Below are 14,211 nucleotides of genomic sequence, written 5' to 3' on the forward strand. Positions count from 1 at the left end.
AAATTCAACAATAGCTAAGGCTATTCTTTAATTTTATGCCTTAATCTAACACAAAATAATTCAAACTCTTTATACGAAATTCTTATCCATAACTCGTATAATACTATTCCAACTGGAAAATAGGGTAAAATGAAGTAGAGTGATTTGATCAAAAATAAATATATGAAATATTTATTTTATTAAAACAATTGGTAAGTTGTTGATTTTTAAAAAAATATAAACTACTTTAGTTGTGATTATAATGATAATATCCAGTTATTCGGTATTAATTATATCTATAGTCAAAAAATCTCTCCCCAGAATAAGCATTTGTAATCGCTATTGAGCGAGTAATTGTTAAAATTTTCAAACGTGATTTGTAAAATAACATTGCTGTTATCCAAAAGAATTACCTCTATGTTTTTTTTCAGCTTAACGGTACTTTCTTTTGCTCAGTGTAAAACCGCAGAAAATAAGGTTTCAGAAAAAGAAGCATTTATTAAGCCTGTATCAAATATGAACCAGAATAGTACCATTTCGAGTTTAAATAGAGATAGGACAATGGAGCTTCGAGTTGTAAAAGTATCCAAACTAGGTGATCCAGCAATACAGTTTACATATGCTGTATATAATACCGTAACCAAAAAGATCATAAAAAAAGGTAATTATAGAGGGAGTAATGTGGCGTGGCATGATAATACTTCAATAAAACTTGTTCCATATATAGGAATGGAACAAAAACCAACTTCAGAAAACCTTGATGATATTCTTCTTTCAAATACTCAACAACAAATAACAATAATTAATCTTAAAAACTAACTCTTATGACACACAAATTTAATCTAAGAAAATTATTTGTTCTTGCTCTTCTATTGATAGTCTATACAGCTTGCGATAAGAAGCATGAACAACAAATAGCAGTAGTAAAAGAAATAAAAACTCTAAAACAGCGTAAGGCAAAAAAAGATCACACCAAGAAGAAAGGAATAGAGATTATTGCTGAATATATGGCAGATCTTTTGAAACCTATTGGAACTGAAAAATCTACGTATAAAGATGGCTTTTTGATGACAGAGTATCAAAAAGCGATGAAAAATAGAAATACAGCTAAGAATGCTAGTATTATAAGATGGAAAGAAAGAGGACCTGTCAATGTACCTGGTAGAATACGAGGAATTGTGGTAGCACCCGATGATAATGATAAATGGTATGCAGGTACTGTTGGTGGAGGACTTTGGGTAACCAAAGATGCAGGGGTAACATGGGAGAACCTTACAGATTATAAAGTGCCAAGCCTCTCTACATCTACAGTAGCAGTTAGTCCTAGTGCTCCTCAAACATTATATGTAGGAACAGGAGAACCATTTAATAACCTAGATGGAATTGGAGGCATAGGAGTGCTTAAAACTACCAATGGTGGACGTAGTTGGGAATATCTAAATAATACCAAAACTTTTGGAGGAGTAGGTAGGCTAGCTTTAAACCCTGAAAATGAAAATAATTTGGTAGTAGCAAGCAGTAATGGTATTTATGTTACTACAGATGGTGGTACTACATGGGAGCATACCTATGATGGAGGAAATGTACAAGACCTTAATTTTGACCCTACAAATTTTGCTACATTATATGGGGGAGTAAATAGTGTAGGAGTTATAAAAAGTATTGATGGAGGATTAACATGGAATCTTGTATTAAATAAAGATGATTATAACCAAAATCACGAACGATTTGAATTAGATGTTTCTCCTGCAAACCCTAATAGAGTTTTTGTATCAGTATATACTGGTCAAGGTAATGCAACTACTGCGGTGAATACTGATTTTTACCTTACCAGTGATGCTGGAGAAACATTCAGACTAATTGGATATGAAGGAGAGCCAGCAACAGGAAACCTGATTACAGGACAAGGTTGGTATGATAATATTATCATGGCGCACCCTTTTAATGAAAACGTTTTTTATGCAGGAGGTGTTGTGATGCATAAAGTGCAAATAGGTAAAAGAGGAGGTAAAAGTAAAGATGGTCCTGTAAACTATACCTTTGAACCTATTGCGGCTGGTTATAATGGTGAATTAAATGATTATGTACATGTCGATCAACAAGGGTTAACATGGGTAAAGAAAGGAAAAGAAAAAAAGTTTAAATTAATTCTTACCAATGACGGAGGGGTTTATCATACAGATTACCTATATGATCCAGGGACAACTGAAAATGATTGGTCTACCTCTGCAGTAGGACTTAATTGTACACAATTTTATGGAGCAGATAAGCGTAATGGGGTAGAAGATTATATGGCAGGAGCACAGGATAATGGTACGTGGATATCAACAACAGGAAGCGGAGCAAACGATGCGACTCAATATCAGTTTATTATAGGTGGAGATGGCTTTGAAGTGTTATGGAATTATGAAGACCCTAATAAGTTTATAGGAGGCTCTCAATTTAATAATTTTGTAAGATATGTAAACGGGCAAGGTTTCTTTGCTGGACATGGTGAATCTGGGGCGGGATCGCCTTTTTATTCTAAGATTACAAACTCAAATAACAATCCAAATGTACTCTTCAGTCCTTCTACAAGTGGAGTATGGAGAACTACTAATTTTGCTGAATCATGGGAGCTTACGGCAATTCCAAATAATTTTTCTCTAGGAAGCTCTAGTTCTTTAGATGTTTCTGTATCTACAGCCAACCCAGATGTTGTATGGGCAGGAAATGCCATGTCAGAATCAGGAGCATATGTAATGCATGTATCTGTTGATAATGGAATTTCGTACGAGCCAACCGCAGTATTTACAGATCCAAGAGAAGGAATAGATCATAATTATCGTATTTCTGGACTAGAAACTTCAAGTGTCAATGAGAATAGAGCGTATGCATTATTTTCTGTGCAAGGAGCTGCCAAGATTTTAAAAACCGAGGATTTAGGACAAACATGGGAAGATATTTCTGGATTTTCTACAGGAGAAAATAGAGGGTTTCCTGATGTTGCTATTCATTGTCTTGTAGAAATGCCCTTTGATGAAAACCGAATTTGGGTAGGTACAGATATAGGAGTATTCCAAACACTTGATGGAGGAGCGCATTGGTCATTATTAGGAGGTTTACCAGCTTTTTCTGTTTGGCAAATGAAAATAGTGAATAACGAAGTGGTTATGGCAACACATGGTAGAGGAGTGTGGACTGCTACTCTAGATGAATTAGAAGGGTATGAGCCTCCTACTTATTATGCACCTCCTACCATTGCTAGTGTATCTCAGGAATCTGTAGAAAATCAAAATGCAGCAATTACCTATGTTCAGGAAAATGAAGATATTCAAAAGATAATTGTATATATCGATAATGAAGAAATAGCAGAGATAACTGATAATATTGAGCAAGGAACTACATTTGCATATAGTGTAGAAAACTTGGCAGAAGGTAGGCATACATTAGGTATGCAAGCAATAGACAATGCTGATGAATCTTCTGTTATAACATCTGTATCATTTGATATTATTGATTATAAAGAACCAGAAGATATTGTGACAATCGAAACATTTGAAGCATCAGATGTATATACTTTTGGAGGAGAATTTGTAATAGATTCTATTAATGCAACTGTTAGTCAAGCAGTGCTCAATAATTCAGACCATCCATATTTGGATAACTCAGAATATAGTACAGTTTTAAAACATCCAATCATTGTAACAGCTGCGAATGGAAGTTTTGTTTATGAAGATGTTGCAATTACAGAGTTTGACCCTACTCCAGGACAATACTATGATTATGTAACTATTGAAGCTTCAAAAAATCTAAAAGATTGGATACAATTAGATATATATGATGCACAGAGGTTCCCTGAGTGGACAGATGCTTTTAATTCTGGCCCTTCACCATCAATAAATGATCAGTTATTTAAAAAACAAACCATTAATTTATTAGACTCTTTTCAAGAAGGAGATGTAGTTGCAATACGTTTCAGGTTGATATCAGATCCATTATTTAATTCTTTTGGATGGGCAATCCGTTCTATTAATCCACAAGAACAACTTCTGGTAGAGGAAGAAGAAATAGAAGAGATTGTAACTCCGATTGTTGCAGAAGGACTAGTAGTTTATCCAACAGTTTCTGATGGAAAAGTACAGATATCGTCTGCTACAACAATAAAAAATAGTGTGGTGCAAATATATGGTTTGAGTGGTAGGCTTGTATACTCCAAAGAAATGGGAGCATTAGATAGCTCACAAAAAACACTTTCTTTAGATAACCTTAATTCAGGAATGTATTTGGTTAAGATTCTTGGAGATGGCGGTATTGCAAATACTACTAGGGTTATTATTAAATAGAATGGTCCCCCTGTATTTTGTTAATCCCACATTATGTAGTAGGATTTTGATATATGATTTCTTATTATATGATGTGGGTTTATACTTTATATAAATTTTTGTATAAATAGAAAAAAGAGGTATTGCAAAAAAGCTTTTGTATATGTAGTGTGTTTAAATTTTTTATACCGAAACAGAAGCTTATATAAAATGTATTTATTAAGGTAAAAGATGAAAATACTATAAATCTATAGTGTTTTTATTTTTTATCCCTTCAAATTTTAGAAACATATAATCTCTAACAGCAGATTGCAAGGTTTCTTCGGGTTGGTTAAAGAAATTTTTATCCATTATTAATTGCATTATAAAGTATCGATCGAGTTTAATAAGGAATTCAGAGGAGACTGGTTTGAATATTTTGTTTGTTATTCCCAGATCATAGAGTTGTTGTAAATCTTCGAGCAAATCAGAAAAAAAAGCATCAATGAGTTCCCATGAAGATGGGTAGTGTTTTCGTAATTGTCTTAAAAAAAAAGAAGAAACATCTTTTGACCCTTCAATAAGAATACGACCCAAAGTTTCACAACGATAATCAAAATCTAAAATACCCTCAGTGATTTCGTTTTTATAAGAATATAATTGATTTATTCGTACTTGAGTGATATATTCAAAAAACTCTTCTTTTGTAGTAAAGTATTGGTAGATAGTAGACTTACTTTTCTTTAGTAGTGATGCAAGGTCATCCATTGTTAGTTCTCCTAAATCTTTATGTTTTAATTTAGGGAGTATAGCAAGAGCCCATTTTTCTACTTTTTTATTTTTGTTTTTTCTGTCTTTGAGTATAGGTTTTCTTCCCACATCTTATAATTTATCCAAATTAAACAATACTATAGTTTGCTTAATTTTTAAGATTTTATTCTTCAAACTTAATCATTTATCACTTGAATCAATACAGTAGATGAATAAAAATAATGATTAGAAAATAGATAATTTGATTTGATGACACCTAAGGCCCAGTCTATAAAAGCTTGCAAGTATTTGTTGTATAATTTAGATTATTGATATTTTTTTCTAAACTCTAGCGGTGTAATTTTCGTTTTTGATTTAAAAAGCTTAGAGAAATAAGCATAATCATCATATCCTAAAATTTCGGCAATGTTGGTCAAAGAATTTTTAGAATGTACTATCAGTCGTTTGGCTTCTAGTAGAATACGCTCAATGATTATCTCAGTAGTTGTTTTGTTTAAAGTTGCTTTAGCAATTCTATTCAGATGTTTAGAAGAAATATTTAATTTCTGAGCATAAAATTTTGCTGATTTTTCTGTTTTATAAAAATCTTCAATAATGCTTTCTAATGTTTGTAATGTTTGTAAATAAGAGGGAGATAGAATTGATTTTTGAGACTCAAAAGAAGCATAAAGGCGAGTCAAATCAATATATGTAAGATTTATTAAGCTAGCTAGTTTTTGTTTTTTATAACTTAGATTTTGATAATACTCAGTATTTATTTCTTTGAAACGAGTTTCTATATGTAACAATTCGTGAGCTGATAATGTGAGGTATGGAGGGTTTTTTAGAGAGTAATAAAAAGGAAATTGAGTTAATTTTTTGTTTAAAAAATAAAACTCATAAAAATCAGGAGTATGAAAAAATATATATCCTTTAGGAGGTTGATCAAATTGCCATGAATGTGTTTGTCCTGGTTTTAAAAAAAACACACTTCCTGGTTGGATATTATAGACATCAAAATCTATTTCATGAGTACCCGAGCCTTCAGAAAACAAAACACATAAATAGAAATCATGTTTATGAGCTTTATGTACAATTTTTTTGTTCCTTTCTATATGATTACTAAAATCATTGCTATAAAAATCAGTTAATGATTCTTCTTTTTCAAATTGCGTTATATTTAAAATAGGTATGTTTTTCATAGAATGAAAATATGTCTCAAAAGTACAAAAAATGGAGATAATAGTATGAGTGTATAATTATTATGTATTCTTAATTTTGCTGTAATGATATCATTAAAAGTATTGATTTTACTGTAAGTTTATAAATAAAAAAATAGGCTCTCCATTATTTTTTTTATTTAGCTTACAGTAAGTCGATTATTCTGAGATTTAAAATGAGGTGTAATATATACAACCTTAAATATATAAGGTTTAATACAACAGAATATGAAGTTTTTAAAAGGTACAAGAATATATAGTATTATAAGTGGTAGTTGCCCCGTTTGTCATAAAGAAAGTATGTATGTAGAACGTAACCCTTATAAATTATCCAATACATTAATGATGAAGGAACGTTGCAGTCACTGCAATACAAAGTATAAGATAGAACCTTCGTTTTTTTATGGTGCAATGTATGTAAGTTATCCTGTTGGGATCGCATTTGCAACAGCAGCTTTTGTATTATCATACCTTGTTTTTAATTTAAACCTAATCATTACCTATGGGATAATTGTAGTGGTTATGATTTTTGCATTGCCTTTAATTTTAAGGCTATCTAGAAATATTTGGATTAACTTTTTTATGAGCTATGGCAAGCCTAGGCCAGAAGAGCAAAAATTATGAAATTTATTGGGCGTACTCAGGAATTTATCTACCTCAATACAATAGACAAGAAAAGTTGTAATGTATTAAAAGAAAGTGTAGAGAGTAGTCTGACCATCTTGTGGTTTCAATCTGATAATACCCGCATACTTATAGACGGGCAAGAACTAGTATTTCATAAAAACGATATTGTTTTCCTAACAGAGTTTCATACTGTAGTTCCGATTGAGATAGGAGAGATTAGAATTTTAAGATTTAATAGACCATTTTATTGTGTACTAGATCATGATAGCGAGGTTGGTTGCAAGGGTATATTGTTTTTTGGTGCAGCACAGCTTCCTATAGTGGCAATTCCTGATGAAGATATTGGTAAGTTTAATACGCTATGGGAAATGTTTATTATAGAAATTCAATCCAATGATCAGTTACAGATAGATATGTTGCAAATAATGCTAAAACGTTACTTGATACTCTGTGCCAGGTTATATAAATTACAAAAGAACTACCCTGTAGAAAATCAAGAAGTTGATATCATACGACAATATAATTTTTTGGTAGAGCAACATTTTAGAAATAAACATAGTGTTGCAGAATATGCTGACTTATTACATAAATCACCAAAAACACTATCCAATGTTTTCTCCAAATTTAATTCAAAAACACCACTGCAATATATACAAGAGCGAATAATTCTTGAAGCTAGAAGGCTATTGCATTACACAGAAAAACCTGTTAAAGAAATCGCTTATGAATTAGGATACGATGATATCCATTCTTTTAGCAGATTTTTTAAAAAGAAAGAAGGTATTTCGCCCTCACAGTATAAAAAACAAAATCAGTTGTTAAAAGTAGTTAGGTGATAAGAAAAATTGCCAAATCAGAAGGAATAGTTGCCTAATAAATACAAGGCAATCCACCCGACCTTTGTATTAATATTAATTCATAAACTTAATGAACTATGAAAAAAATAATAATAACATTTGTCGTATTGATAGTAACCATAAATACATATGGTCAATTACCAGACCCTGGGTTTACGGTAGATTCTAGAACAGCTATTGTAATAACAGACCCTCAAAATGATTTCTTAAGTCCTGATGGAGTTGCATGGGGAGTGGTTGGAGAAAGTGTAACAGCAAATAATACTGTAGAGAATCTTGAAAAGCTATTTAAAGTAGCAAAGAAAAAAGGGATTACCGTTTTTATATCTCCACACTATTATTACAAACATGACCACGATTGGAAGATTGAAGGTGCACTAGAAGCTTTGATGCATAAGATTAATATGTTTGATAGAACGCATACCTTAAAAACAGATGGGTTTGAAGGCTCTGGAGCAGACTGGTTAAAAAGATATAAGAAATATATTAATCAGGATAATGTAATTGTGACCAACCCTCATAAAGTATATGGGCCAGAATCTAATGATTTGGCATTGCAATTGAGAAAACATGGATTTGATAATGTGATTTTGGCAGGAATGTCTGCCAACTTATGTACAGAATCACACATGCGTGATCTTGTAGAATCAGGGTTCAAGGTTGCTGTAGTAAAAGATGCAACCGCAGGAGCAATATTACCAGATATGAATTCTTATGAAGCTGCTGTTATTAATTATAGAATGATTGCTAGTCATGTGTATACAACAAAAGAAGTAGTAAAAGAAATTGAACAATTCTAGAAGATAAAGATTTATTTAAATAGTGGTGATTAATTTAATAGGGGTTGTCTTTTAGATAGCCTCTATTGCTATTTATGATAGTATTATAATTAGGGTTATTTTTTTGATTAGTTTTGAAAATACCTATAGATTAGAAAGCCACCATATCCAATAAATAATAAGGTAAGCATAGATCTAAAATCCCATTCTGTTTGCTCTTGCAATCTATTATAGATTCGAAAACTACCAAGTAAAATAAGGGCAATACCTATCATTAAATCCCATTTTTTTCTAGACGGTTTGTTATCGTTTTCCATAATTTTTAAGGTATATTATTTTTAATGATAGAAGTAGCATTTTCTTTATCCACCTTTTTTACAAAAAGTTGAATATGATTAGGTAATCCGCCACCAAAACCAGCGATCATTCCTGATTTCATATCATCTCTGGTAATAGAATTAATATGGTGGTCTTGTAATAAAGACTGTAAGAACTGTACATTAATTAAACTACCAGTATAAACTCGTTCATATTCACTTTCAGGAAACATAGTAGTATAGATTGTTAAGCATTAAAATATTTGCTATTCCATATAGCAGAGTTAAAGTTTTTTCCCATTGCAAAACCATAAAATAAAATTACAGCAGCTACAGATTTAAACATAAAAAATAGAATCATAATGGTCTCTTGAGAGTTATTATGTTTACTAAACATACCATTAGGAACCATAAGAGTAAGAGTTAGGCTTATCAAAAAGGTAAGAATCAGTAAATTCTCAAAACTCTTAAAGAACCACATAAGATATTTACGTAAAGGGTTAAGATCATTACCCCATTTATGTACAAGGTAGAAATAATCATTTCCCATAGGAGCAAATAATAATGGGTCATCAGCATTTTCTAGCTTAAATAATTTTGATGGAGCAACTATTTTAAACCCTTCTAACGCTGTCTCATGTTTTTTTTCGAGGTTTTTGATAGCAGAAATTGCAGATGGAGGAAGCTTGCCTTTAAAATATTTAGAATCTAAAAACCGTAACCTATAATTAACACATATTTTTTTTATCTGATCCAGATGATATATTTTATTGGTTTCTAATTGATCAAAATCAAAAATATTGTGAGTTACTTGAGAAGAAGTTTCTATATTTTGAAGAATTTGCTGTTCATGTGTTGTCTCTTGCCTAAAAACATTAAAAACTTGTTTTCTCCAGGTAGATGAATCAAACTCTTTATTCCGCAATGTAGATAACTCTCGCTCAATGTTGGTTCTTGGAAGTAGCATTTTTTTCTTCTTTAGCTCTCTAAATTAACGATTTGAGACAAGTATTACAAAATTTAAGGATAAGTTTATCATTTTATAATTAAAGCGGTCTATTGATAATAATACCAGTGTTATTTTTTATTTTCTTTAGATATTCAACGAGAGGTAGTTTTGAAACCTCTACTTGACCTCTTGAAGAAGCGTGTAATAGATGAATATGCCCATCTTTTTCTCTAGTTGCAATCCCTGTATGTGTAATATCCAACCCTTTGATAGAAGTGGTAAGCGCAATAATATCTCCAGATTCTATAGAAGCTTCATGTTGAGCGATTTGATCTTGTGGTAAATAACATATAGTGGATTGATCGATATTTATTTCTGATTGTTGTATGCCTTTGTAATTCTGATCATCTTTAAGAAAAGGGTAGAGTGCACGATGTGTACTCATAAAATTTATTTGTTTTTGATGCTCGATACCTCCCATGTCTCCAGTAACATTTTTAATAATATTTTTTTTCTCATTATTGGTAATCCACTCAGAGAAATAATGTAATCGAGAAGTGTAACCGTCTAGTTTTCCATCTCTATACCTGATTTTCTCAAGATATGCTGTATACGTATCAAAATCATCCTTGTTGTTTTTAAGCATCAGGCTTAAGACCAAAATATTTTCTACATAGGTGGTGCAATCTAATCCTTGTAAATTAACAACAAGAGATTCTTTGGGGCCAATCTCAAGAGTTTTGGCAACATAGGGGGTGCCTAAAAAAGTTTTTCCTACTGCTACAATGGTTTCTCCAAAAGTAGATTTTGGAGTATATTCCTTTTTAAGATTTGCTATTCTGGAGATAAAGATCTCTTTGTCTTTTGCAGAACAGGTAACCCCTTGTGCAATTGTAGTGTAATTGATTGCGAGTGAGATAAAAAGAAATAAAATTTTACAATTCATAATTTGTATGCATTGAATGGTTATATCAAATTAACCATCAAATTGATATTACTGTTTTACTTTATAGAGTTGTAAAGTACAAAAAACAGATAAAATCTTCTTTGTTTAGATACACTGTTTTTCCATATTCAAGAAGAGTAGGTTGTTTCAAAGTTACAAGAATATAAAGAGAAGGCATAAAAAAAGCAATCAACGCCCATAGGCGTTGATTGCTTAAAAATAAATTGTGATTGAAAAATTATATTATTGTAGACTGTCCTACATGTATATTTTCAAAATTAAGATTAGAATCTTCAGGATTCAATATATAATCTGCGATAAAGTCACCTACTTTTTCTGTTGTAAGTGGATTATCAGTATTAAGATCTGGAGTGGTAATATTAAGCTCTAACGCTTTTTCTACGGCATCTCTTATTGCATGAGCTTCTCCTAATAAGTCAAAATGCTCAAGTAGCATAGCTGCAGATAATATAGCAGCAATAGGATTAGCGATTCCTTTTCCTGTTGCTTGCGGAAAAGATCCATGAATAGGTTCAAACATGCAACATGTATCTCCAACAGAAGCAGAAGCCAATAGACCAATAGAGCCACCAATAACACTTGCTTCATCAGAAATAATATCACCAAACATATTTTCTGTAAGGATTACATCAAATTGACTAGGGTTTAGGATCATTTGCATTGCGGCATTGTCTACAAATAAGAAATCCAATGTTACATCACTGTATTCTTTGGCAATTTCTGTTACTACTTTTCTCCATAAACGAGAGGATTCTAATACATTGGCTTTATCAACTAGTGTGACTTTTTTTCTTCGTTTTTGAGCAGTTTTAAAAGCTAGATGTGTAATACGCTCGATTTCTGGTTTAGAATATTCACAAAGATCAGAAGCTACTGTACCGTCTGCACTTAATTCTTTTTTTCCAAAATAGATACCTCCTGTCAATTCACGATATATAGAAATATCAGTACCTTCTATAATCTCTCGTTTTAGCGGAGATTTATCAATTAAGGTTGGATATGCTTTTACAGGTCTTATGTTGGCATATAAGCCTAATTCTTTTCTTAGTTTTAATAATCCTTGCTCTGGACGAACAGGGGCAGAAGGATCATTGTCGTATTTTGGAGCGCCAATGGCACCAAACAAAACAGCATCTGTATTCACACAAAGCTCTAATGTTTCATCAGGTAGTGGGTTTCCTGTTTTATCAATAGCAATCGCACCTACTAATCCTTCTTTAAAGATAAAAGAGTGATCAAATGCATGTGCAATGGCTTCTAGTGCTTTGATGGCTTGTGCGGTGACTTCGGGACCAATTCCATCTCCTGACAATACTGCGATATCTAGTTTCATATATTTATTTTTTGGTCATACTGAGTATTATTTAAGCTTTTTGATAAGGAGTACATCTTTATCTTGCTTCATGATTATGTAAACAAGCTCAGTGAGACATTATTGTATTAGTTATATTTTGGCATTTTCAAATTCTTCAATTTCTTTTTTATTACTGATTAAAAAATCAATATCATCATACCCATTTGTCAAACAGGTTTTTTTGTACGCATTAATCTCGAATGTAGCAGAGGATTTAGTAGATAGAATTGTTATTGTTTGCGCATCAAGGTCTACTTCAAATTTTGCATTGGCATCATTTTCGATTTCAGTAAATAATTCCTTTAGATATTCAGGAGTTACTTGTATGGGTAATACCCCATTATTAAGAGCATTTCCTTTAAAAATATCAGCAAAAAAACTTGATACAACTACTTTAAAGCCAAAATCATTGATTGCCCATGCAGCATGTTCTCTACTAGATCCACACCCAAAATTATCTCCTGCAATCAATATTGTACCACTGTACTTAGAATTATTGAGAATAAAATCATTATTTACGGTTCCATCTTTATGAAATCGCCAGTCTCTAAATAGGTTTTCTCCAAAACCATCACGGCTAGTTGCTTTCAAGAAACGAGCAGGAATAATCTGATCTGTATCTACATTCTCTATGGATAAAGGTATGGCAGAAGATGTTAATTTGGTAAACTTATCCATAATTAATTTAATTGTTTTGTGATATCAATAATTTTTCCTTCTATTGCTGTTGCTGCGGCAACTAATGGGCTTGCTAGAATTGTTCTTGCACCTTGTCCTTGTCTACCTTCAAAATTTCTATTGGATGTAGAGACACAATATTCTCCTTCAGGTATTTTATCATCATTCATAGCAAGACAGGCAGAACAACCAGGTTGGCGTAATTTAAACCCAGCTTCTTCAAAAACTTCTTTTAATCCTTCTTTAACAATTTGCTGAGCTACTTGTTGTGACCCAGGGACAAACCATGCAGTTACATTGGTGGCTTTTTTCTTGCCTTTGATATAATCTGCAGCAATTCTAAAATCTTCGATTCTACTATTTGTACAACTACCAATAAATACGTAGTTTATTTTTTGATTTACAAGAGACTGTCCTTTTTCAAAATTCATATAGGCTAATGATTTTTCAAAAGAAGCATTATCCTCTACGGGTATATTCTCAGAGATTTTTATTCCCATTCCTGGATTAGTACCATAAGTGATCATTGGTTCAATGTCTTCGGCATCAAAATGATATTCTTTGTCAAAGACAGCACCCTCATCTGTAGGTAGTGTTTTCCAGTAAGCTACTTTTTTATCAAATTCTGCTCCTTTAGGGGCAAATTCTCTTCCTTTTACATATTCAAATGTAGTTTCGTCAGGAGCAATCATTCCTCCACGAGCTCCCATTTCAATACTCATATTACAAACCGTCATACGACCTTCCATAGACATGTCTGAGAATACATTTCCTGCATATTCACAGAAATATCCAGTGCCAGCATTCGTTCCTAGTTTTGCGATAACATAAAGAATAACATCTTTTGGCAAAACACCAGGCTTTAACTGTCCATTGACGCTTACTCTAAGACTTTTTGGTTTTTGAAGTAATAGACATTGACTGGCAAATACTTGTGCTACTTGGCTAGTTCCTATACCAAATGCAATGGTACCAAATGCACCATGAGTAGAGGTGTGGCTATCACCACAAACCATCGTCATTCCAGGTTGAGTAATCCCTAATTCTGGAGCCATTACGTGAACAATACCATTATATTTATGACCTAGACCATAAAGGGTGATCTCATTTTTTTTACAGTTTTTGGTAAGCTGTTCTAGTTGGTTTCTGGATAAATCATCTCTTACAGGTAGGTGTTGATTTTCTGTAGGAGTATTGTGATCTGCTGTAGCTACAATTTGATTAGGTCTGAAAACAGGGATTTCACGCTGTTCTAATTCCCCAAAAGCTTGCGGGCTGGTAACTTCATGTATCAGGTGCTTATCGATATATAATATCTGTGGGCCGTTCTGTATCTCTTTGACGACATGCGCATCCCAAACTTTATCAAATAAGGTTTTCTTCATTAATTAACTATTTAGACCTGTCATACTTTTATTACTCATATTGAGATATCTGTTTAACAGGTCTTG

The 14,211-nt window shown here is 32.3% G+C and carries 14 protein-coding genes; 5 read left to right on the forward strand and 9 right to left on the reverse strand.

The features are described 5' to 3' along the window. Positions 1–396 precede the first annotated feature (396 nt). Together DG508_RS10910 and DG508_RS10915 are read left to right on the forward strand one after the other, a co-directional pair. A complete protein-coding gene (locus tag DG508_RS10910; RefSeq protein WP_108868171.1) occupies positions 397–798 on the forward strand; it encodes a hypothetical protein in 402 nt (133 codons plus the stop codon). A gap of 5 nt (positions 799–803) precedes the next feature. Next, entirely contained in the window at positions 804–4,304 is a 3,501-nt protein-coding gene (locus tag DG508_RS10915) for a T9SS type A sorting domain-containing protein (RefSeq protein ID WP_108868172.1), read from the forward strand. Between the two features lie 219 nt (positions 4,305–4,523). Here DG508_RS10915 and DG508_RS10920 read toward each other — a convergent pair whose 3' ends face one another. Both DG508_RS10920 and DG508_RS10925 read right to left on the reverse strand, forming a co-directional pair. Continuing rightward, positions 4,524–5,141 carry a TetR/AcrR family transcriptional regulator gene (locus DG508_RS10920; RefSeq protein ID WP_108868173.1) on the reverse strand — a complete coding sequence of 206 codons (618 nt, stop codon included), beginning with the start codon at positions 5,139–5,141 and terminating at the stop codon, positions 4,524–4,526. Between the two features lie 197 nt (positions 5,142–5,338). Next, on the reverse strand, positions 5,339–6,214 hold the full coding sequence (locus DG508_RS10925) for an AraC family transcriptional regulator (protein ID WP_108868174.1): 876 nt from the start codon (positions 6,212–6,214) through the stop codon (positions 5,339–5,341). Positions 6,215–6,460: 246 nt separating this feature from the next. Here DG508_RS10925 and DG508_RS10930 point away from each other — a divergent pair, with 246 nt between their 5' ends. The 3 genes from DG508_RS10930 (at position 6,461) to DG508_RS10940 (ending at position 8,516) form a co-directional block, all read left to right on the forward strand. After that, the gene (locus DG508_RS10930; protein WP_108868175.1) at positions 6,461–6,856 is read left to right on the forward strand and encodes a DUF983 domain-containing protein; all 396 of its coding nucleotides are present in this window, start codon (positions 6,461–6,463) and stop codon (positions 6,854–6,856) included. Then, positions 6,853–7,695: a helix-turn-helix domain-containing protein gene (locus DG508_RS10935; protein WP_108868176.1), complete on the forward strand. Its 843-nt coding sequence runs from the start codon at positions 6,853–6,855 to the stop codon at positions 7,693–7,695. Before DG508_RS10930 ends, DG508_RS10935 begins: the two co-directional genes overlap by 4 nt. Before the next feature lie 98 nt (positions 7,696–7,793). Further along, the gene (locus DG508_RS10940) at positions 7,794–8,516 is read left to right on the forward strand and encodes a cysteine hydrolase family protein (protein ID WP_108868177.1); all 723 of its coding nucleotides are present in this window, start codon (positions 7,794–7,796) and stop codon (positions 8,514–8,516) included. 107 nt (positions 8,517–8,623) lie between these two features. Here DG508_RS10940 and DG508_RS10945 read toward each other — a convergent pair whose 3' ends face one another. The 7 genes from DG508_RS10945 to leuC all read right to left on the reverse strand — a co-directional run bounded on the left by DG508_RS10945 (position 8,624) and on the right by leuC (position 14,145). After that, positions 8,624–8,812 carry a hypothetical protein gene (locus tag DG508_RS10945; RefSeq protein WP_103865188.1) on the reverse strand — a complete coding sequence of 63 codons (189 nt, stop codon included), beginning with the start codon at positions 8,810–8,812 and terminating at the stop codon, positions 8,624–8,626. Positions 8,813–8,817: 5 nt separating this feature from the next. Beyond that, positions 8,818–9,045, reverse strand: coding sequence for a putative signal transducing protein (locus DG508_RS10950; RefSeq protein WP_103865189.1), 228 nt, complete (start codon positions 9,043–9,045; stop codon positions 8,818–8,820). 14 nt (positions 9,046–9,059) lie between these two features. Further along, a complete protein-coding gene (locus DG508_RS10955) occupies positions 9,060–9,779 on the reverse strand; it encodes a hypothetical protein (RefSeq protein WP_108868178.1) in 720 nt (239 codons plus the stop codon). 79 nt (positions 9,780–9,858) lie between these two features. After that, positions 9,859–10,707, reverse strand: coding sequence for an N-acetylmuramoyl-L-alanine amidase-like domain-containing protein (locus DG508_RS10960; RefSeq protein WP_108868179.1), 849 nt, complete (start codon positions 10,705–10,707; stop codon positions 9,859–9,861). A 238-nt stretch (positions 10,708–10,945) separates the two neighbouring features. Then, complete coding sequence (gene leuB, locus DG508_RS10965; RefSeq protein WP_108868180.1) at positions 10,946–12,061, reverse strand: 3-isopropylmalate dehydrogenase; 1,116 nt, start codon at positions 12,059–12,061, stop codon at positions 10,946–10,948. A 111-nt stretch (positions 12,062–12,172) separates the two neighbouring features. Further along, the gene (gene leuD / locus DG508_RS10970; protein WP_108868181.1) at positions 12,173–12,760 is read right to left on the reverse strand and encodes a 3-isopropylmalate dehydratase small subunit; all 588 of its coding nucleotides are present in this window, start codon (positions 12,758–12,760) and stop codon (positions 12,173–12,175) included. Positions 12,761–12,762: 2 nt separating this feature from the next. Further along, positions 12,763–14,145, reverse strand: a complete 1,383-nt coding sequence (gene leuC / locus DG508_RS10975; protein ID WP_108868182.1) for a 3-isopropylmalate dehydratase large subunit — start codon at positions 14,143–14,145, stop codon at positions 12,763–12,765. Positions 14,146–14,211 lie beyond the last annotated feature (66 nt).

The organism is Aquimarina aquimarini (assembly GCF_900299535.1).
Taxonomy (GTDB): domain Bacteria; phylum Bacteroidota; class Bacteroidia; order Flavobacteriales; family Flavobacteriaceae; genus Aquimarina; species Aquimarina aquimarini.